The organism is Rhodobacter sp. SY28-1 (assembly GCF_005222785.1).
In the GTDB taxonomy this organism is placed as follows: Bacteria; Pseudomonadota; Alphaproteobacteria; order Rhodobacterales; family Rhodobacteraceae; genus Tabrizicola.
Map to the genome: position 1 here is coordinate 76943 of NZ_STGH01000006.1, position 21545 is coordinate 98487.

The 21545-nt window shown below is 65.2% G+C and carries 15 protein-coding genes and 1 pseudogene; 6 read left to right on the plus strand and 10 right to left on the minus strand.

Features of this window, described 5'->3' with window-relative positions:
- The first annotated feature begins 811 nt into the window (after positions 1 to 811).
- The 4 genes from E8M84_RS20935 (at position 812) to E8M84_RS20950 (ending at position 7117) form a co-directional block, all read left to right on the plus strand.
- The gene (locus E8M84_RS20935) at positions 812 to 2395 is read left to right on the plus strand and encodes an FAD-binding oxidoreductase (RefSeq protein WP_170972025.1); all 1584 of its coding nucleotides are present in this window, start codon (positions 812 to 814) and stop codon (positions 2393 to 2395) included.
- A 12-nt stretch (positions 2396 to 2407) separates the two neighbouring features.
- A complete protein-coding gene (locus E8M84_RS20940; RefSeq protein WP_137113201.1) occupies positions 2408 to 5788 on the plus strand; it encodes an adenylate/guanylate cyclase domain-containing protein in 3381 nt (1126 codons plus the stop codon).
- A gap of 88 nt (positions 5789 to 5876) precedes the next feature.
- On the plus strand, positions 5877 to 6593 hold the full coding sequence (locus tag E8M84_RS20945) for a Crp/Fnr family transcriptional regulator (RefSeq protein WP_137113202.1): 717 nt from the start codon (positions 5877 to 5879) through the stop codon (positions 6591 to 6593).
- A gap of 110 nt (positions 6594 to 6703) precedes the next feature.
- Entirely contained in the window at positions 6704 to 7117 is a 414-nt protein-coding gene (locus tag E8M84_RS20950) for a DUF1127 domain-containing protein (RefSeq protein ID WP_137113203.1), read from the plus strand.
- 167 nt (positions 7118 to 7284) lie between these two features.
- On the opposite strand, the gene E8M84_RS20955 is transcribed toward E8M84_RS20950, so the two are convergent.
- From E8M84_RS20955 to E8M84_RS21000, 10 genes are all read right to left on the minus strand, one after another.
- On the minus strand, positions 7285 to 8679 hold the full coding sequence (locus E8M84_RS20955; RefSeq protein WP_137113204.1) for an aspartate aminotransferase family protein: 1395 nt from the start codon (positions 8677 to 8679) through the stop codon (positions 7285 to 7287).
- A gap of 229 nt (positions 8680 to 8908) precedes the next feature.
- Positions 8909 to 9565 (minus strand): GntR family transcriptional regulator, encoded by a 657-nt coding sequence (locus E8M84_RS20960; protein ID WP_137113205.1) that lies wholly within the window; start codon positions 9563 to 9565, stop codon positions 8909 to 8911.
- An 81-nt stretch (positions 9566 to 9646) separates the two neighbouring features.
- The gene (locus E8M84_RS20965; RefSeq protein WP_137113206.1) at positions 9647 to 11221 is read right to left on the minus strand and encodes a glycoside hydrolase family 43 protein; all 1575 of its coding nucleotides are present in this window, start codon (positions 11219 to 11221) and stop codon (positions 9647 to 9649) included.
- A gap of 95 nt (positions 11222 to 11316) precedes the next feature.
- Positions 11317 to 12450: a Gfo/Idh/MocA family protein gene (locus E8M84_RS20970; protein WP_137113207.1), complete on the minus strand. Its 1134-nt coding sequence runs from the start codon at positions 12448 to 12450 to the stop codon at positions 11317 to 11319.
- A 12-nt stretch (positions 12451 to 12462) separates the two neighbouring features.
- Positions 12463 to 13212 (minus strand): sugar phosphate isomerase/epimerase, encoded by a 750-nt coding sequence (locus E8M84_RS20975; RefSeq protein ID WP_137113208.1) that lies wholly within the window; start codon positions 13210 to 13212, stop codon positions 12463 to 12465.
- 14 nt (positions 13213 to 13226) lie between these two features.
- Positions 13227 to 15602, minus strand: coding sequence for a glycoside hydrolase family 2 protein (locus E8M84_RS20980; protein WP_137113209.1), 2376 nt, complete (start codon positions 15600 to 15602; stop codon positions 13227 to 13229).
- 2 nt (positions 15603 to 15604) lie between these two features.
- The gene (locus tag E8M84_RS20985; RefSeq protein ID WP_137113210.1) at positions 15605 to 16684 is read right to left on the minus strand and encodes an ABC transporter ATP-binding protein; all 1080 of its coding nucleotides are present in this window, start codon (positions 16682 to 16684) and stop codon (positions 15605 to 15607) included.
- A 3-nt stretch (positions 16685 to 16687) separates the two neighbouring features.
- On the minus strand, positions 16688 to 17596 hold the full coding sequence (locus tag E8M84_RS20990; protein ID WP_137113211.1) for a carbohydrate ABC transporter permease: 909 nt from the start codon (positions 17594 to 17596) through the stop codon (positions 16688 to 16690).
- Complete coding sequence (locus E8M84_RS20995) at positions 17589 to 18521, minus strand: carbohydrate ABC transporter permease (RefSeq protein WP_137113212.1); 933 nt, start codon at positions 18519 to 18521, stop codon at positions 17589 to 17591. Before E8M84_RS20995 ends, E8M84_RS20990 begins: the two co-directional genes overlap by 8 nt.
- An 80-nt stretch (positions 18522 to 18601) precedes the next feature.
- Positions 18602 to 19825 carry an ABC transporter substrate-binding protein gene (locus E8M84_RS21000; RefSeq protein WP_137113213.1) on the minus strand — a complete coding sequence of 408 codons (1224 nt, stop codon included), beginning with the start codon at positions 19823 to 19825 and terminating at the stop codon, positions 18602 to 18604.
- Between the two features lie 322 nt (positions 19826 to 20147).
- Between E8M84_RS21000 and E8M84_RS21005 the strand changes: the two genes are divergently transcribed.
- Positions 20148 to 21182, plus strand: a complete 1035-nt coding sequence (locus E8M84_RS21005; RefSeq protein WP_137113214.1) for a LacI family transcriptional regulator — start codon at positions 20148 to 20150, stop codon at positions 21180 to 21182.
- Positions 21183 to 21204: 22 nt separating this feature from the next.
- Positions 21205 to 21545 (plus strand): annotated as a pseudogene (locus tag E8M84_RS21010) (sugar phosphate isomerase/epimerase); the annotation flags it as partial.

Genomic DNA, 21545 nt, shown 5'->3' on the forward strand with positions numbered 1-21545 from the left:
CGGGTGAAACTGCACGACGGTCTGCCGCCCTGCTGCGCATTGGAACGGGCCCCTGCATTACTAGCCTGGCCAAGGGCACCCATCCGGCGCAAAGCCGGTGGTCAAGCTACCCCTGTGATCGTGGTGCACCTCTTCCGCCGCTTATTGTCCAACTTGGTTGGAAATGGGTGGATGCCGCTCTCCCCTCACGGCATCGCGATGTGCCAAGCCCGGGATGTCGAAGCACAATCTGCAGGAGAGGGCATCCATGAGAGAGTTAAGCATCGTCAGCGTGGACCTGGCGAAGAACGGTCGAGGTCTACAGTTTGGCGGCGGATGGGTCCGACCTGTTCCGGAGAAGGCTGACCCGGCTTCAATTCGCATGGTTAGGCATCAGTCGCGCCTGTTGCGGATGTCAGTCCGAAAACTGTGTCGAATTCATAATTTCAATGGCTTAGGACTCGGGGACGGTTGGATGTTAGGCCCATCCCTCCGCCATATTCCTCTGATCCCTGCCAGTGAGGTCGGACCGGACTGCACTCCCGCTCGGACCATCCCTAAGGACATCGTGGCAGCGGTTGACGCCGCAACCACCGTTCAGGACCTTGCCCGCCGGGGTCACGGCACAAGACTGCTCTCGGCCCGATCCCCTCGCCCAGACCTCCCATCCTGGTCCGATGGCCTTGTCCCGCTTTGGCTGCAGGGACACGGCAAAACACTTGATATGCAGGAAAAACAAAGTGATCCTCTGCAGGACTGACACGCGGTCGACCCGCGTCTTTCATGAAGCCCGGGGGGGAATCGGATGCCACTGTCCTACAGTCGAAAGCGCATGGCCGCACAGCCTCGGGTTGTCCCTGCCCCCGCGCTTCCGGATCGCGCGTTGGCCGAGGCGGGGATCGACCGCGCGAAGCTGATCGCTCTGCAGGACAAGCTGGTGGGTCGGATCGTCCTGCCCTCTTATCCCGACTATGCCGCCGACCGCCAGCTGTCGAACCCGCTGTTCCAAAGCGACCCGCAGTTGATTGTCTACTGCAAGACCGAAGCAGACGTGCAGGCCACCGTGCTTGCGGCGCGGGATATGGGGCTGAACATCCGCACACGGTCGGGCGGCCATTCGACGGCGGGGTTCTCTGCAGGTCCCGGGATCATCATCGACACCTCGGGCCTTCAGGGCTGCCATGTCGATACCTCCGACCCGGCCGCGCCCGTTGCGAAAGTGGGCCCGGGATGCGCCTTCGGGATGCTGAACGACACGCTCGACCTTTACAACCTGCACGTCCCGGGGGGCGGCTGCCCCGACGTCTGCCCCGCGGGCTACATGCAGGGCGGCGGCTACGGATTCACCTCGCGCATCTTCGGCATGAACTGCGACAACGTCCTGGCCGTGCGGATGGTGACGGCCGACGGCAAGGTCGTCGTCGCCGATGCCCAGACCAATTGGAAGCTCTACTGGGCCGTGCGCGGCGGCACCGGCAACAATTTCGGGATCCTGACCGAAATCACCTACAACCTGCACCGGATCGAGGCCAAGGACTCCGGCCTGCCCCTCATCTTCGGTTTCGCGATCCGCTGGCCGCTGGACACCCCGGCGGGCCGGGCAAAGGCGGTCGAGGCTCTGATGCTGATGCAAAGTGACTACATGGCCGGGCAAACAAACCCGCGGGTTGGCTACATGGTGGTGGGCTGCAACCAGGCCGACAAGCCCGACCTGTCCGATTCCAAGCCCTATCTCCTGCTCCGCGGCATGGCCGTGCCTCCACTCGACCAGCCGGATGCCGATGTGCTGGCGCCCTTCCTCGCCACGGGGGGAGAGCTGCAATACGCGCTCTGGGACACCTACAACCGGCTGAACTACAAGCTTCTGGCCGAACCGTCGGACATCCCGCAGTTCCCGGCAGGCACGACGATGCCGTTCGAGGACAAGCACGCCCGCTATGTTGAAAAACCCCTGGCACCTGCGGACTGGACCAGGCTTCTCGAACTCATCGCCAACGAGGCCCCCGGCGGCGACCAGTACTGCCTGGTGATCGAACCCTATGGCGGCCAGATCGCCAAGGCCACGCTGCAGGACAACGCCTTCATCCACCGCACACCCGCGATGGACATTGTGATGGACGGCTTCTGGTGGACCGACGACCAGCGCCCTGCGGTCGAGGCCTTCCTGCAGAAATTCGTCGACTTCATCCAGCCGTTCTGGAACGGCCACATCTACCAGAACTATCCGCATGTCGATCTTGCGGACTATCGCTGGAACTACTGGGGCGACGCCTTCCCGACCCTCCTGGAGGTCAAGCAGCACTGGGACAAGCATGGGGCTTTCCTGTTCCCGCAGGCGATCACACCCATTCCCACCGACACGACCGGCCTGACCGTATCGACAAAGCCGTCGATCTTCGGCTCCACAGGGGGCTGATGGCGTCGCGGGATGACAGGCCAGGGGGAAAGCCGGTTTCAGGACCTGAACGACTGGCTTGCCAGCCACGGTCTTGGGCACCTGCATCAGGCCCTGTCCGCTGCCGACGTCTCGACCGACCTGCTGGCTGACCTCTCCGACGAGGACTTCCGCGAGCTCGGCATCTCGCTTGGCGACCGCAAACGCCTGCGGCGGGCCCTGGGTGCGGCACCTATCGCCCCGTCCCCGCCCGAAAGCCTGGCGGAACGGCGGCACATGTCGATCATGTTCGTCGATCTGGTCGACTCCACCCGCATCTCGCGCGAGATCGACCCCGAAGAGATGGCCGAGCTTCTGCGCGCCTACCAGAACGCCGTCGCGGGCGTGATTGCCCGCTTCAACGGCTATGTGGCCAAGTTCATGGGCGACGGGGTGCAGGCCTATTTCGGCTGGCCCATCGCGCGCGAAGACGATGTCCAGCAGGCGATCCGCGCCGGGCTTGCCGCGGTCGAGGAGGTCGGCAAGCTGTCCGCCCGTGGCGTCGGCGCCATGGCCTGCCGGGTCGGCATCGCGACCGGCCTTGTGGTCGTCGGCGACATCGTCGGATCAGACGAGGCCCGTGAACGCACAGCGACGGGCGAAACCCCGAACCTTGCCGCCCGGCTGGAAAAGGCCGCCGGGCGCAACCGGGTGGCGATCAGCGACGCCACCGCTCGCCTGGTCGCAAACACCTTCCACCTGCAACAGCTTGGCGAGGCAAGCCTCAAGGGCTTCGACGATGCCGCAACCGCCTGGGAGGTCGTCGGCGAACGCGACCACGGCTCACGCTACGACGCCCGTTCCCGGGGGATCATCCGCCCGATCCTCGGCCGCGATGACGAGATTGCAACCCTCCTCGACTGCTGGACCCAGGTCCAGGCCGGGCGCGGCACCGCCGCCCTGATCGTGGCCGAAGCGGGGATCGGCAAGTCACGTCTGGTCCGCGCTGTCCTCGACCGTCTGGCCGGGGTCCAGCTTCTGCCGATGCAGCTGCAATGCTCGCCGGTCTTTTCGGATCGGGCGCTCTGGCCCGTCGTCCAGTATCTGCGTCGGCTGCTTGACCCCGAGCACCTCGCCGGATTGACCGACCCGGACGCCCGGGCCGCCTACCTGTCGACCTGCTTTGGCGGCGCTGACGGCGGCGACGCCGAAACCGTGGCCCTCTTCGCCCAGCTCCTTGGCCTCGATGCCGGGCAAGAGCGTCTGCTTTCGACCCTCAGCGCCCAGCAGGTGCGTCAGCGCACGCTCGAAGCGCTGGTTGCCCGGTGGCGCGCAGTCTCGGCCGACCGGCCGATCTTCTTCGAGATCGAGGACATCCACTGGGCCGACCCCACGACGCTGCAACTGGTCGAGATGATGCTCAAGGCCGCACCCGACTCGCGCAGCCTCACTGTCCTCACCTCGCGGCCCGCCACCACGCCACCGCTCACCCTGCCCGACGGCGCGGCCCGGATCGACCTGCGCCCCTTGGGATCCGAGGCAAGCCGACAGATCGCCGTCGGACTGTTCGACGCCGCCGGGATCGACGTCTCGACCCTGCCCGACAGCGTCTTCCAGGCCATCCTGTCGCGTAGCGACGGAAACCCGCTGTTCATCGAGGAACTGATCAAGGCGGTGATCGCAAGGCGCGCCCTGCACCAGGACGGCGACGCCGCCGACGAGGTCACGGTGCCCGAGACGCTGCAGGAAATGCTGATGGCGCGGCTTGACCACATGCGGGACGTCAAGGCCATCGCGCAGACGGCAAGCTGCATCGGCCGCGAATTCGAACCCGGCCTCCTCGCGGCCATCGCCGACCGCCCGGAACCAGAACTGCAGCAAGCGCTCGCTCGGCTGGAATCGGCCGAACTGATCTTCCGGGGCCGCGACGCTTGGGTGTTCAAGCACGCCCTGATCCGCGACGCCGCCTATGACAGCCTTCTGCACAGCTCCCGGCGGACGATCCACGGCCGGATCGTGCAGCATCTTCAAGCCCGGGCCGAACCGCTGCCCGACCTCATCGCCCAGCACGCCGAACTTGCGGGCGCGATGGAAACGGCCATCGCGAACTACGAACAGGCCGGTGCCGACGCCACCCGCCGCTCGGCCAACGCCGAAGCGATCAGCGCCTATGGCAACGCCTTGCGCTGCGTCCGGACCCTGCCCGAAAGCCCGGCGCGCGACGCCGCTGAGCTCCGCTGTCTGATCGCGATGGGCGCCCCGATCATCGCCAGTCGCGGCAATGCCGCCGAAGCCGTGGGGCAGACCTATGCCCGGGCGCGCGATCTTTGCGAACGGATCGGCGCCCGCGCGCAGTTGTTCGACGCGCTGCGCGGACTGTGGAGCCACAACTACGATCATGGAAAGTTCGACACCTGCCTGGAACTGACCGCAACTCTCATGAGCCTTGCCGACGAACTTGGTGGCGGTCTGGTCAAGTCGATTGCGCTGCGGGCGCATGGCTCGACCAACCTGTCGATGGACCGCTTCGCCGAGGCACAGCGCGCCTACGAAGGCTCGATCGAGATCGCCGACCGGATCGAATCACGACGCGGCATCGCGATCTACGGCGAGAACCCCGCGATTTCGGCGCGGATCATGCTGGCACAGGTCTTCGCCTTCGCGGGCAGGCTTGCAAGCGCCTGGGACGTCTCGCAAAAGGCAGGCGAGCTCGCACGCAGTGGCGATCCCCCGATCTCGGTGGCGCAATCCGAAGCCATCCGCTCGATCATCGCCTTCATGCGCCGCGACTACACCAACAGCCTGCAAGCGGCGGAAGAGGAAGCCTCGGTTACGCACGAACACGGCTTTGTCCGCTGGCACGCACACAGCAAGCTGATGACTGGCATCGGCCGCGTCTTCACCCTCAATGACATGGACAGTCTCGACGTTGCAAAGACCGGGATCGACGACTGGAAGGCGACCGGCGCCACGCTCTACGTCCCGACCTTCTCGGCCTACCTTGCCGACTGCGCGATGCACTTCGGAAGGACGGACCTGGCACGGCTCGTCGTCGATGACGGGATCGCCCATGCCATGATGAACCGCGAATATCTGGTCCTGTCCGAACTCCAGCGCCTCGATGCCCTGATTCATGAACAGACCGGCGCGCCGGACGAGGCCCTGGCCCGGCTGGAGACCTCCATTGCCACGTCGCGCCGTCAGGGCGCCTGGCTGTTCCACCTGCGCGCCTGCACCGACCGGGTCCGGATCCTGACCGACCAGGCCCAGTTGCAGACCGGGGCCCTCGAAGCCCTGCGCAACGCTCTCGATCAGGTCACAGAGTTCCGTACCGGCCCCGACTGGCTGCGCGGGCAGGACATCCTGGAACAGGCGATCACACGCCTCGCCCCTCTGCCCGGCTTCCCGGGCACGCTCACCGCCGGGGCATCTTGATGCCGCGGCGAGGAGGGTGGGATCACGGAAACGCGACAGCCGGCCGGTTGGCCTTCCCGTCGGCCCCGTCCCAGACCAATGGTGATCCATGACGCAGCCCTCGACCATTCCCCCTCTCGCCCCCCGGGATCTGGCGGTCTGGCGCTCCTTTCCCATCTTCGCCGCCGCCGATCCCGAGACCCTCGCCGAACTCGCCACCCGCGCCACGCGCCGCCATTTTCCCGCCGGGCAGACCCTGTTCCGCAAGGGCGACCCCGGCAACACGCTCCTCGCCCTGACCGATGGCCGGATCAAGATGTCGATCCTGTCGGGCGGCGGGCGCGAACTGCTGATCCGCGTCGCCGAACCGGGCGATCTGGTGGGCGAGATCGCCTGTCTGGACGGGGGCGAGCGCAGCACCGACGCCACCGCGATGACCGAAGTCGACGCGCTGGTCATCCGGCGCGAGGATCTGCGCGACGTCGCCGCGCGACATCCCGACCTGCACGAGGCCGCCATCGCGCATCTGGCAGGTCTCTTGCGCAGCACGAACGACCGGCTTGAAGCGGTCGCCCTGCATCCGGTCGAAGTGCGCGTCGCGCGTTTCCTGCTGTTCACCCTGCACAGCCTGCATGGCCCCGATCCGGGCAACAGCGCCACCCTGACCCCGAATCTGAGCCAGACCGACATCGGACTGATGATCGGGGCGACCCGGTCCAAGGTGAACCGTGTCCTGCAGGACTTCCGGGAACGCCGGATTCTCGAACAGGACGGCCCCGTCTGGCGCTGCGACGTCGCCGCCCTTCGCGCGCTGGTCGAAGAATAGCCACCCCGGATCAGGGTGTGCTCTGCGACACATCCGGAACGCAGCGCATCGGTCATATTGGGTTCATCAGATCGGCGGCCCGGCCACCGACGAACTCAAGGAGACGAACCATGACCTCTCTGCCGATCGTCACGCTGTACCAGGCCTTCGTCGAAACCTCCGCCTCGACCGAAGGCACCGCCCAGACCGAAGACGAGCTGTTCCGCGCCCGGGCCCGCGCCCTGCGCCAGCGGCACAAGCGCCGGCTGACCGCCTGGCTGAAATCGCCGATCCCGGCCCCCGTGCTGGCACGCGCCGCAGCCTACCAGTCGGCCCGCGACCTTCAGGCCCAGATCAGCCGCCTGGAAAGCCTTTCCCCCCACCTCCTCGACGATATCGGCGTCGAGAAAGAGGATGCCGCAGATTACATCGTGTACACCGACGACCTTGAGGCCATCCGCGCCTGGCGGCTGGCCAACTCCCCCCTCCTGCCCGCACGTCCGCCGATTCCCCTCCGGCAGACCCCTGCACTCGCGGCAGGATAAGCCGGACAGCAGCGGGTGTCCGCGGCTCCTCATTAAGGACCCTCGGCACCCGCTGCTGTCCGGTTTTCATCTCTTGCGATCCGCCCAGCCAGCGCCCGCGTCAGCGGGCGCTGCACAGCTTTGGTCAGGGGCCGCTTCACCGCACCCCCAACCCGCGTGGGCAGTCCTCAGGCCTCGACCCAGAGGCCTTCGTCCTTGACGATTTTGTAGGCCTCGTCCAGCGACGTCTTCGCGCGCTCGATCAGCACGTCGATCTCGGCCGGAGTAATGACCAGCGGCGGGGCGATGATCATCCGGTCGCCGACATGCCGCATGATCAGGTTGTTGGCAAAGCACCGCTCGCGCGTCTTGAAGCCGACTGTCCCGGCCTCGCTGGCAAACTTCCCCCGCTTCGCCTTGTTCGGGGTCAGCGCGATGGACCCCATCAGGCCGACCAGCTTCGCCTCGCCCACCATCGGATGGTCGGCCAGCTTCTCCCAGCGTTCTCGCAGATAGGGAGAGGCCACGTCCCGCACATGTTCGACGATATGCTCGTCCTGCATGATCCGCAGGTTCTCCAGCGCCACAGCCGCCGCAACCGGATGACCCGAATAGGTGTAGCCGTGGAAGAACTCCCCAGCCCCACCGACAACTTCGGCCACCTCGTCACAGACGATGGACCCGCCGATCGGCTGATAGCCCGAGGACAGGCCCTTCGCGATGGTCATGATATGCGGCTTGATGCCAAAGGTCTCGGACCCGAACCAGTTCCCGGTGCGGCCAAAGCCGGTGATGACCTCGTCGGCGATCAAGAGGATGCCATACTTGTCGCAGATGCGCTGGATTTCCGGCCAGTAGGTTTTCGGCGGAATGATCACGCCCCCCGCGCCCTGCACCGGTTCACCGATGAAGGCCGCCACGTTGTCGGGCCCCAGTTCCAGGATCTTCGCTTCCAGCTGCCGCGCCCGGGCCAGGCCGAATTCGTCCTCGGACATGTCCCCGCCCTCGCCCCACCAGTAGGGCTGGTCGATATGCTCGATCCCGTCGATCTTGCCGCCATGCGCATGGATCGGCTTCATGCCCCCCAAGCTGCCGCCGCCCATCGTCGAGCCGTGATACCCATTCCACCGCGCGATAATCGTCTTGCGCCAGGGCATCCCCTTCACGTCCCAATACCGCCGCACCAGACGGATGTTGGTATCGTTCGCTTCCGACCCAGACCCCGCGAAGAAGACGTGGTTCAGGTCACCGGGGGCCAGCTTCGCGATCTCCGCCGCCAGCGCGATGGCCGGCACATGGGTCGTCTGGAAGAAGGTGTTGTAATAGGCCAGTTCCTCCATCTGCCGCGCCGCGACCTGGGCCAGTTCCTTCCGGCCATAGCCGATGTTCACACACCAAAGCCCCGCCATCCCGTCGATGATCCGGTTGCCCTCGCTGTCGGTCAGCCAGACGCCCTCACCCCGGGTGATGACCCGCGCGCCCTTGGCCGCCAGCCCTGCCTTGTCGGTAAAGGGATGGAAATGGTGCGCCGCGTCCAGGCGCTGCAGCTCGGCGGTTGGCAGGTGGTTGGTGATCATGTTCATCGGCGTACCCTCACGGAATCGGCAGGGCCGCGTGCCCCGTCTGGCTCACAGGATATGATCAAACGCGCCGCCGTTCAAGAAATTTGATCAAATTATTTCCCAGCCCGCTCTCTTGCTCTTTTTCCAAATACTCCGGGGGTTTGGAGGCAGCGCCCCAATCACCCGAGGAGGAGGCGAAGCCCGACGACGAGACAAAAGCCTCGCGCGTCAGCGCTCAATTCGAAAACCGTCAGTGGCCTTCGGCCAAGGCCTGCCGGACGTGATCCACACCCTGCTGGATGTCCTCTTCGATGGCCCGCGCCAGCGCCTTGGCATCCCCTGCCCGCATTGCCGCCAGCGCCTCGCGGTGCAGGTCGGGTGCCGCCTCGCGCCCATATCGGTCGATCACCGCCCGCAAGCTTGGCCCCGCCCGCAGCCAAAGGGACCGGGCGAGGTCCAGAAGGACCGGGGCCTCCGCCGCCTCGTACAGCGCAAAGTGAAACGCATGGTTTGCCGCCAGATAATCCGGCAGGTTCCCCGCCTCGATGGCTCGGTTCACCGCCCCGTCGATCGCCTCCAGCCGGTCGATCTGCGTCGCCGTCAGCTTCGGCGCGGCCAGTTCCGCCAGCTTCGGCTCGATCGCAAGGCGCGCAAAGGCCACCTGCTCCAGAAGGTCCGCCGACAGCTCCGGCACCGCCACCCGGCGGTTCCCCTGCGGCAACAACGCCCCTTCCGCCGTCAGCCGCCGGATCGCCTCGCGCACCGGGGTCATGCCCGCGCCCAGATCGGCGATCAGACCCTGGATCGTGACCGGAGCTCCCGGCGCCAGATGCCCGAACAGGATCATGTCGCGCAGGCGCGCGTAGGTGACCTCGTGGCTGGGGATCTTGCGGCTGTCGGCGTCCATCGGGGCTCCCTTCGGCTAAAGCCCTTTATGACGGCATCTCTCCGGCAATCAAGAGTTGATCAAATCCGTCTGATCAAATCCTCAATCCGCTTTGGGCGTATAGCGGAACCTTGTCACATCCGCGGTCCAGCCCTGCCCCGTCAGGTCATGCGCCACGACACCGACGAAGGCCCCGGTGAACGACGCATGCTCCCCCCGCCCGCCTTCGTCCGACACGACCGAGGCATCCAGCTCCGGTCCCACCGCGACCCCGTTCACGCTGAACCGCTGCACCGCCCGGTCAACCGTCACGCCCAGCGTCACCTTGCCCTCGGCCACCGGGAACCGCCCGTGAAAGGTCAGCGCCTCGCCCGGCCAGTCGCCAAGGCACGACACCAGCGTGACCACCCGCTCTCCGCCCTCGCGGGTCACCAGCGCCGCATGGAACTTGTGCCGGTTGTAATAGGTGATCAGCCCCGCCGCCCGCTGCCAGTTTGGCGGATCGGCTACGACATCACACTCCGCCGCATAGGAAGGCTCATCCTGCCGCCGCGCGACGAGGCTTTGCTCGAACCAGGACCCCAGGCTCTCCCGCCCGATCAGCCGCAACGCACTCCCGGTCATCTGGAAAATCCGCTCCGGCTCCGGCGTCCGCAGCCACTGGAAGTCATCCGGCAGTTCCGAACCGGAGAAGTCATACTCCACCTCCCCCGGCACCACCCGCTCCACCGGCAGATCGACTGTCGTGGGCGGCAACATCCCCCCGTCCTTCAGCCACAACCAACCGTCGCGCCAGACGACCTCGGCCAGCCCGGTCTCGCGCCCCGTCGCACAGAACAGCCCCCGAGGCCCCTTTTGCGGCCGCCCGCACAGGTACGAGTGCCAGAACCGCCCGTCATGCCCCTCGACATACTGCCCATGCCCCATCCGCTGGATCGGGTTCTCCGGCGAAAACCGGGCGGTAATCACATGCTTGGCCGGATGCGTCTCGTACGGCCCCCGGATGTCCCGCGACCGCGCCAAGGTGACCGCATGGTCATAGCCCGTGCCCCCTTCGGCCGTCGTCAGGTAATAATACCCGTCATGCCAGAACAAATGCGGCGCCTCGGTCAACCCAAGGTCGGTCCCAAGGTAGATCGTCGTCACATCGCCCAAGAGCCCCTTCTCCGGGTGCCACTCCTGCAACTCGATCCCGTCGAACCGGTCGTTGACCGGGTTCAGCCCGGTGCCCTTGCCCCGATGGTTCCAGCGCATGTTGACGAACCACTTCCGCCCGTCCCGGTCATGGAACAGGGACGGGTCAAACCCCGATGAGGTCACATAAGTCGGGTCCGACCACTCCCCATCCACCGTCTCGCAGGTGACAATGTAGTTGTGCGCGTCCTTGAACGCCCCATCCAGCCGCTTCACGTCCGTATAGACCAGCCAGAACTTCCCGTCCGCCCAGGACAGACAGGGCGCCCAGATCCCGCAGCTGTCCGGGTTCCCCCGCATGTCCAGCTGACTGGCCCGCCGTAACGGCCGCGAGACCAGCCGCCAGTTCACCAGATCGCGCGAGTGGTGGATCTGCACCCCCGGATACCACTCGAAGGTCGAGGTCGCGATGTAATAATCCTCGCCCACCCGGCAGAAGGACGGATCGGCGTTGAAGCCACGGATCACGGGGTTTTCCAGCATGTCAGCCCTCTTTTCACAGATCGTGGGCGGAAGGATCCCTCAATCCTTCCGCCCACGCGGCCGACCCGACAGGGAGGTGCCAGGTCAGGCCATTCTCAGCGCATCAGCGCCCGCGCCTCGTCCGGCGACAGCGCGGCAGGCCGCGTGCAGGTGGTCGTCAGCGTGACAAAGCCCCCCGTCTCGCCCGAGGTCAGGCAGGCGGTCATCACGTCGACCCCATGTAGCGTCCGCTCCAGCGAACAGCGCGCATCGCGACCGCCTTGCAGTGCTGCAACCATGTCGGCCAGCCCTGCTGTCCGGTAGTTCGCCAGCGCGCCGTGCTTGGGATGCTCCTGGTTCGGCACGCCGAACGGGTGATCCCACGGGGCGACCTCGGTCAGCGTGCCTGCCTTGTCCGCCACCTCGACCGTGCCGCCAAAGAAGTTCGGGTCCGGCACATACATCGTCCCCTCGGTCCCGTAGAACTCGAAGTGGTTGCGCTTGTGATGCCAGACGTCCCACGAGGTCGTCAGGTTCACCACCGCCCCGTTGTGGAACTCCAGCAGTGCATGAATGTTGGTCGGCGTCTTGACCGGGATCTCCTGCCCCGCCCGCGCGCCGGACCCGATGGTCCGCGTCGGCGTGGCCGAGGACGTGATCGCCCCCACCCGCTTCACCGGCCCCAGGAAGTTGATCAGATTCGCCACATAATACGGCCCCAGATCCAGCATCGGCCCCGCGCCCGGCAGGAAGAAGAACTCCGGGTTCGGGTGCCAGCCTTCCGGCCCATGGTTCTGCACGCAAGCGACCGCCGTGGTGATCGTGCCGATCCGCCCCTCATCCAGCAGCGCCCGCGCCTGCTGGTGCGCACCCCCAAGGAACGTGTCGGGCGCACAACCCACGGCCAATCCCTTCGACGCCGCGAGGTCGCGCAGGGTCTTGCCCTCGTCCAGCGTCAGGACCAGCGGCTTTTCGGAATAGGCGTGCTTGCCCGCCTCCAGAATCCGCTTCGTCACCGCGTAATGCGCGTCCGGGATGGTCAGGTTGATGACCACATCCACGTCCTTGTTCGCCAGAAGGTCATCCACCGACTGCGCCTTGACGTTGAACTCCTCGGCCCGCAGCTTCGCGGCCTCCATGTTCACGTCGGCGACGGCCCGGACCTCCAGCCCCTTGAACAGGGGCGCCAGCCGCAGATACGCGCTGGAGATGTTGCCCGCCCCGATGATCCCGATACCAAGATTTGCCATTTTCTCTATTCCTCAGAAGGCTTTTGCCGAAGCGATCGAACGCGTTGCGAACCGCGCATCGTCCTTCGGGTTGTCGTGTTCCATGACGAAGTGCTTGACCCCGATCTTGCGCAGCGCGGCCATGATGGACTTCCAGTCCACCGTGCCGTGACCCACGTCCGACCAGCCGTCCTCGTCCTTGTTCTCCCCGGCAGGGGCGATGTCCTTGACGTGCGCCGCCGTGATCCGGTCCTTGTATTTCTCGATCCATGCCAGCGGATCGGCGCCGCCGCGGATCACCCAGGCCACGTCCATTTCCCACTCCAGCCCCGGCCCGCCCTCGAAGATGCGGTCCTGCGGCATGGACCCGTCGGCCAGCGCCTTGAACTCGAAATCGTGGTTGTGCCAGCCAAAGCCATAGCCCGCCGCCTTGTAGGGCGCACCCGCCTTCTGCAACCGCGCGCCAAACGCCGTCCACCCCGCCGCATCGGTCGGGCGGTCGTCCGGCATGACATAGGGGCAATAGAGCCGCTCCATCTTCAGCGCCTTGGCGATGTCGAGGACCTTGTCGACGTCATTCTCCAGCTGCGCCAGCCCGAAGTGCCCGGTCGGCATCGCAAGGCCGGTGGCTTCCAACCCGGCCTTGGTCGCCGCGACTGCCGCGTCGTCGGCATAAAGCGCGCCGTAGCCTTCGACGCCGGTGTAGCCCGCTTTCGAGACCATCTCGAAGGTCCGCGACATGGGCGGGAAGTTGCGCGAGGAATAGAGTTGATAGCTGAACATGAGGGGTCCTTTCGTCAGCCGCCGTAGGTGGCGGAATGGAGATCTCGGAACGTGAAGGTCGGCACCGCCGAGGGGTCCTCGGGGGTGAAGGTGATCGTGGCCGGATGGCCCGGGAACATCGTGACAGCGTTCGCCGAAAAGCGCCCCGGAACTTCAGATTCCACTGCAACAAACGGGGCGAGTGCCTTGACTTGCAACGTCAATTTCCAGACGTCACCCTCGCGCTTGATGTCCGCCGTCAGGCCCGAGGGCTGCAGGTCATAGGCCTTCCAGGGTTTCGGTGCATGGACGTCCCCGCCCTGAGCATCGCCGCTCCAGACGAAGGCCAGAACCTCATCCGCGCGCAGCGCATCGGCGGCCACGGTCAGCACTGGCAGCGCCGCGTCCGGGAACACCGTCACCGTCGCCTGACCCACTGCCCGCGTTGTCCCATCCATCGCCGCCGCATTGGCCGTGACCGTGATCGTCACCGCTTCGGGCCGGTCATTCACCGCCCGCAGCTCGATGCTCCCGTCCTTCGGCACCGCCGTCACCATCACCGGCGCATAGAACCGCGCCGCCATGTGATGCAGCAGCTTCCAGTTCCCGCCATGATCGAGGCTCGCCCAGGAACACACCGGCCAGGTGTCGTTCAGCTGCCAGTACAGCGTCCCCTGACAATGCGGCTTCAGGCTCCGCCAATGCGTGACCGCCGTCTTGATCGCCAAGGCCTGCTGGACCTGGCTGACATAGACGAAGTTCGGGAAGTCCACCGGAAAGCGGAAATAGCGGAACATCGTTTCCGCGATCCGCGCGTTGCCGCCGGGGTTCTTCTGATGGCTCTCCATCACCGGCGCGGCGATGTTCCAGTCCGCCTCATCCGCAAAAGCCCGGATCGCCGACAACGAAGGATAGGACTGAAATCCGAATTCAGAACAGAACCGGGGGCTTACATCGCGATAGTGATCGAAATCCTTCCCCTCGTGCCACACGCTCCAGAAGTGCATGTCGCCACTGGAATCGTCGTGCCACGCATCCCCGAACGCCAGCGGCCCGGGCGACGGCGACGAGGGCCACCAGTTCGCCCCCGGCAGCACCGAATGCAGCGCCGCCTCCACCGTGCGATTCAGCCGGTCGTAGTTCACCAGATAGCGGTCGCGGTCCTTGCGGCTTTCGGGGAACCAGGTCAGCGCCCCGATCAGCTCGTTGTCGCCACACCAGACCGCGAGGCAGGCGTGGTGATTGATCCGGCCCACCACATCGCGCACCTCGGCATCGACTTCGGCCAGGAATTCGGGGGTCGAGGGATACAGATGGCAGGCGAACATGAAGTCCTGCCAGACCATCAGCCCCATCTCGTCGCAAAGGTCGTAGAACCAGTCCGGCTCGTACCGCCCGCCGCCCCAGATGCGGATCATGTTCATGTTGGCGTCGACGGCGGACTGCAGCAGCCCCCGCACGCCCTCGACCGTGATCCGCCCAAACAGAGCATCCGCCGGGATCCAGTTCGCCCCCTTGGCAAAGACCTTCCGGCCGTTGACCTGCACGCCAAACGACCGCCCCGCCGCGTCCGGCTCGCTGACCAACCGCATCTCGCGCAGCCCGATCCGCTTCAGCACCTGCGCCCCATCGCCGGTCACCACCAGATCATGCAGCACCTGCGCGCCCTGCCCCGCTGGCAACCAGAGCTGAGGGTCCGGGATCGTCAGTGTCAGCCGCGCCACCCCGTTCCGCACTTCGGTCGTGCCCGAGACGCCACACAGGCTTGCCGTGACCACGCCCACACCCTCGGCATGAACCGCCAGTGACACCTCGGCCACCCCGGGCCGATGCGCCTGCGTTACCACGATGTCGCCGATCCGGGGCCCCACCGGCTCCAGCCGTACCCCGCCCGAGACGCCGAAGATGCCAAGGGCGATGTTCCAGTCCCAGCCGAAATCGCACTGCTGTTTGCGCAGCATGTTGTTGAAGGCAATCGCCCCGTTGACCTGCTGATAGGGGATCGGAAACGGCATCCGCGCCGCCCGCGCCAGGGCCTCGCGGACGGGCGAGCGGAAGAGGATCTCGACCGTATTCTCCCCCGACCGCAGCGCCTGCGACACATCCACCCGCCAGCGCCGATGGACGTTCGCCGCCGACAGGACCAGATCCCCGTTCAGCCGCACTTCGGCGACCGTATCCAGCCCCTCGACCACCAGCCAAGCCGCTGATCCGTCATGGGAAAACACCCGCCGCGCCACCCAGTCGCGCTCGGACACCCAGCGGCAGTCATACTCGTTCCGGCCCCAGTACGGGTCCGGGATCACCCCCGCCTTCGCCAGCGCCGAGACACCATCCCCCGGCAGGTCGAAGGCAATGACATGGGCGCCGCTTTCATCCGAAAGCGTCCAGCACCCCGCCAGATCGAGCATGATTAGATCCTCTGCTCCGTCTTCGCGTCAAAGAGCGAGGCCTTGGGGATATCAAGCCCCAGATGCACCTTCGTTCCCGCCGGCACCCGGCCCTCGACCGGCACCCGCACGCTCATGTTAGTCCCTTCGGCTTTCAGCCACAAAAGGCTGTCGGCCCCCAGGTTCTCGTCGATCTCCACCTCCGCCGGGATCGACGGCCCGGCCAAAGGCGTCGTCGAGACGGTGATATGCTCCGGCCGGACGCCCAGGATCGCATCGTCGCGCTCCAGCACCGCCCCGCCCTCATAGCCCGTCAGGTCGATCTTCGTGGCGCCGAACTGGAACGCGCGGCCATTGTCCACCGTCCGTCCCTTCAGGAAGTTCATCGACGGACTGCCCAGGAACCCCGCCACGAACAGGTTCGATGGGCGATTGTAGATTTCCAGCGGCGCGGCCAGCTGCTGGATCACCCCGCCCTTCATCACCGCGATGCGGTCAGCCAGGGTCAGCGCCTCGATCTGGTCGTGGGTCACATAGACCATCGTGTTGCCAAGCTGGTTGTGCAGGCGCTTGATCTCCACCCGCAGTTCGGACCGCAGCTTGGCGTCCAGGTTCGAGAGCGGCTCGTCGAACAGGAACACGTCCACGTCCCGCACCAGCGCGCGGCCAATGGCCACCCGCTGCCGCTGCCCGCCCGACAGGGCCGCCGGTTTGCGGTCCAGCAACGGCTGGATCTGCAGGATTTCGGCTGCCCGCGCGATCCGCTTGTCGATCTCGGCTTGCGGGACCTTGGCGTTCTTCAGCCCGAACGAAAGGTTCCCCCGCACCGTCATCTGGGGATACAAAGCATAGCTCTGGAACACCATCCCGATGCCCCGGTCCGACGGCTCCGCCCAGGTGACGTTCTTCCCCTTGATCCAGATCTGCCCGTCGGTGATGTCCAACAGGCCTGCAAGGCAGTTGAGCAGCGTCGACTTCCCGCAGCCCGACGGGCCAAGAAGGACGACGAACTCCCCCTCCGCCACATCAAGGTTCATGTTCTTCAGAACCGAAACCGAGCCGAAGTTCAGCGTCAGGTCCTTGACTTCAATCGAATTTCCCATGTGTCAGCCTTTCACGGCACCGGCGGCGATACCGCGCACGAAGAGTTTGCCAGAGACGAAGTAGACAATCAGCGGCACAAGGCCCGTCAGCACGGTCGCGGCCATGTTGACGTTGTACTCCTTCACCCCCTGGACCGAGTTGACGATGTTGTTCAGCTGCACGGTCATCGGGTAGAGATCGGGCTTGGTGAAGACGACCCCGAACAGGAAGTCGTTCCAGATCCCTGTCACCTGCAGGATCAACGCCACCACGAAGATCGGCAGCGACATCGGCAGCATGATGCGGAAGTAGATGCCCCAGAACCCGGCCCCGTCGACGCGCGCGGCCTTGAACAGCTCCTCCGGGATCGAACTGAAGTAGTTTCGGAACAGAAGCGTCAGGATCGGCATGCCAAAGATCGTGTGCACGACGATCAGGCCCCACAGCGTCCCGTAGATTCCGGCCTCGCGCAGCAGGATCACGATGGGATACAGCATGATCTGATAGGGGATGAAGGATCCGAAGATCAGGATCGTGAAGAAGATGTCCGATCCCTTGAACTTCCAGTTGATCAACGCATAGCCGTTCACGGATGCAATCGCGATCGACACGATGACCGACGGCACGGTGATCAGGACCGAATTCCAGAAGCCCCGGCTCAGACCGTCGCAGTTCAGGCCGGTGCAAGCCTCGGCCCAGGCCTTGACCCAGGGTTGGAAGGTCACCTCGACCGGCGGGGCGAAGATGTTTCCGATCCGGACTTCGGGCATCCCCTTCAGGCTGGTCATCACCATGACCCAGAGGGGCAGAAGGTAATAGACGCAGACCACGATCAGGATGCCGTACAGCATGATGTTGCGCGGGCTCATCGCCTTTTTCGGCTTCGCGCCGCGCGGGCCGGTCATGGCCGAACTCATCGACAGGTCAGCCATGCTTCTTCCCTCCGAATTCCAGATAGGCCCAGGGGATCAGCACGATCAGCACGGACAGAAGCATCATGGTCGACGCCGCGAAGCCCTGCCCAAGGTTCTGCGCCTGGAACATGTAGTCGTAGACATACATCGCGGGAACCTGGGATGCGTTGCCCCCCGGCCCGCCGCTGGTCATGGCGACGACCAGGTCGTAAAGCCGGATGATGCCGGAGGCCACGATCACCAGCGTGGTGATGAACACCGGGCGCATCATCGGGATGATGACCATGACATAGGTCTTCCAGGTCGGGATGCCGTCAACGCGCGCGGCCTTCCAGATGTCCTCGTCGATTCCGCGCAAGCCCGCCAGCATCAGGCACATCACAAAGCCAGTCCCCTGCCACAGCCCCGCGATCAAGAGCCCGAACAGCACCGTGTCGGGGTTGTTCAGCGGGTCGAAGGTGAAGCTCGTCCAGCCCAGGTCGCGCACGACACCCTGGATGCCGAACTCCGGGTTCAGGATCCATTGCCAGACAAGGCCCGTCACGATGAACGATAGCGCGAAGGGGTACAGCATGATCGTCCGGAACGTGTCCTCGAACCGGATCTTCTGGTCCATCAGCACGGCCAGGATGAAGCCCATGACCACCGTGAAGACCAGCGACATCACGCCGTAATACAGAAGGTTCTCGATCGAAACCAACCAGCGGTTCTGCGACCACAGCCGCTCGTACTGGTCGAAGCCCACGAAATTCGCTCTGGGCAGCAGCTTCGAGTTGGTGAAGGAATAGACTACCGTCCAGATCGTGCCGCCGAGGAAAACCACCAGCGCGGTCAGGATCATCGGGATTGCCGCGATCTTGGAACTGACGTTGCGGCTCCACCGCGGTCGTGGCTTGGCCACGGAACTTGTGCGGATTGCGTCCGCCTCGCTTGCTACTGACATCGGCCCCTGCCCCCCTAGTTGACTTTCAGGTGCGAAAAGGGGCCGCCCGGTGTGGGCAGCCCCCCGTCGTCAAGACAGTCTCAGAGACCCGATTTCAGGTTTTCCACCCACTTGGCATGGGCATCAGCCGCCGGCATGTCGGATTTCCAGAACTCAACCATCAGGTCTTCGTTCAGCTTCTGGACGTCCGGCGACCAGTTCATGTCGCCCGAGGGAACGATGTTGCCACCGGCCAGCACTTCGAGGCCCTTCTTCATGCAGTCGTTGGCAGCGCCCATGTCGATGTCGCCACGGATCGGCAGCGAGCCCTTCTTCAGGTTGAAGGCGACCTGAACTTCCGGGCTGACGAGGAGAGCCGCAAGACGCTTCTGCGCGGCTTCCTTTTCCGGATCATCCAGTTTCGGGAAGTAGAACGCGTCCCCGCCAGTCGAGATGTACTCGTTCAGGCCAAGGCCCAGCAGGCAGGTGTAATCCTTGCCAGCCACTTCGCCCGCAACCTGGAATTCACCCTGCGCCCAGTCACCCATGATCTGGCCCGCGGCCTGGTCGGTGATGACAAGGTTGGTCGCCTGGTTCCAGTCCTGCACGGCCGAACCCTTGGCCAGTTCACGCGCTTCGGCAGCGGCGGCAAAGACCTTGGCGTATTCTTCGCCTGCGGCCACGTCCATGTTCTTGTCGACGTTCACGGCCTTCCAGGCATCAAGCCCGGCCACCGCGATCTGCATCGCGCCGAAGGCCAGGTTCGACTGCCAGGGCTGGTCACCCAAGGCCAGCGGCAGCTTGCCTGCTTCGCGGACCTTCGGCGCGGACTCGACGAACTCGTTCCAGTTGGTCGGAACCGGAATGCCCAGGTCCTCATAGACCTTGTTCGAGATCCACAGCCATTCCGGCGAGTGGATGTTCACCGGGGCGCAGTAGATCTTGCCGTCGACAGTGCAGGCGTCCAGCAGCGACGGCGGATTGACGATCCCTTTCCAGTTGTTGGCCTCGGCCACGTCGGTCAGGTCCAGCATGAGGCCAGCCTCGACCAGTTCCAGCGCCTGCTGGCCGTGGTTGAACTGGGTGGCGCCCATCGGGTCGCCGCCGGTGATCCGGCTGATCATGATCGGACGCGCGGTGCCACCGCCGCCAGCGATCGCGCCGTCGACCCATTTGTCGCCCGAAGCGTCGAACGCTTTGGCGAGTTCAGCGACCGCTGCGGCTTCCCCGCCCGAGGTCCACCAGTGGGTGACCTCCAGCTCGGTTGCCATGGCGGGCATCGCCACGGACATCGCAAGAAGCGCCGTCATCTTCGAAAGTTTCATACCGTTCCTCCCGGTTTCTAAAACGTTATAGAAATAGCCTATAACGTTATAGTTTTGCCAATCAACTAATCTTTTCGCTTGTAGCAGCCCCTCACAGAAGTTTTCATGGAGGGATGATCTGCGCCAATCCGCGCGGAAATCCATGCGTGATCAGGGCCAATGCCGCAGTGCCGAAACAGCGTGAAACCCCTTGCCGGACGGGCGCTTCCTTGCCCCGGTCCTGCAGTCACTGCTGCGGCTGCACAACGGGCCCTTCGCAGCGAATCACCTGACGGGATTCGCCGCGATCGCTCTGCCGGGCGAAGAAGAGACGGAGGCTGCAATGGCTGCTCTCTCTGATCCGCCGCCCCCTGATTCGGACGTCCGCCCGACGCTGAAGACGATCGCCGCCGCCACCGGCCTTGCCATCGCCACTGTCTCCCGCGCGCTGAAGGATGCCCCCGACATCGGCGAGGACACCAAGCGCCGCGTCCGCGAAACCGCCGCCCTCCTCGGCTACCGCCCGAACCGCGCGGGTGTGCGCCTGCGCACCGGCAAGACCAATGTGATCGCGCTCGTGCTGTCGACCGAAACCGACATCATGAACCACACCTCGCGGCTGATCTATTCCATCGCCGCCGCCCTGCGCGGCACCGCCTACCACCTGGTCGTGATGCCCTTCTTCCCCGACCAGGACCCGATGGAGCCGATCCGCTACCTGGTTGAGACCGAAAGTGCCGACGGCATCATCCTGAACCAGACCAAGGAAGACGACCCCCGCATCCGCTACATGCACGACCACGGCTTCCCCTTCGCCGCACACGGCCGCAGCAACATGGGGATCGATCACCTCTATTTCGACTTCGACAATGAAAGCTTCGGCCGCCTTGCCGCCCGCGCGCTGGTCGAGCGTGGCCGGAAGCGGCTTTTCCTCGTCGCCCCGCCCCGCGCCCATATGTACGCCCGCCACATGATCACCGGCTTCTCCGATGAGGCAGCCCTGCTCGGTGTCCGCTTCGAGATTTCCGACCGCGTCACCTCGGACGCCGGGGGCGATCCGATCGAGGCCGCCATCGCCGCCCGCTTTGCTGCGCCCGATCCGCCCGACGGTCTGCTCCTCGGGTCGACGACCGCCGCGATGGCCGCCATCGCCGGGGCGGAACGCTCGCACCTTGTCCTCGGTCGCGACTTCGACGTCGTCGCGAAAGAGGCCGTCCCGATGCTGCGGCGCTTCCGGCAGGAAATCCTGATCATCCGGGAAGATGTTGGCCGCGCAGGGGAATTCCTCGCACGGGCGCTGGTGGCCGCGATCGACAAACGCGACTGGGCCGAACGGCAGGGATTGGAAGTCCCGGTCAGGGTTGAAACGGGCGGCTAGGGCCCGAAGGGGAGGGATTGAGATGAAGACGATGAAGGGTCCTGCGTTGTTTCTGGCGCAGTTTGCGGGGGATGCGGCGCCGTTCAACTCGTGGGGGTCGATCACCAAGTGGGCGGCGGATTGCGGCTATGTCGGGGTGCAGGTGCCGTCCTGGGACGGGCGGCTGTTTGACCTGGACAAGGCCGCGTCCTCAAAGACCTGGTGCGATGAGTTCAAGGGGCAGGCGGCCGAGAACGGGATCGAGGTGACGGAGCTGTCGACCCACCTGCAGGGCCAGTTGGTCGCGGTCCATCCGGCCTATGACACGGCGTTTGACGGCTTCGCGGCCCCTGCCGTGCGCGGCAATCCGAAGGCCCGCGCCGA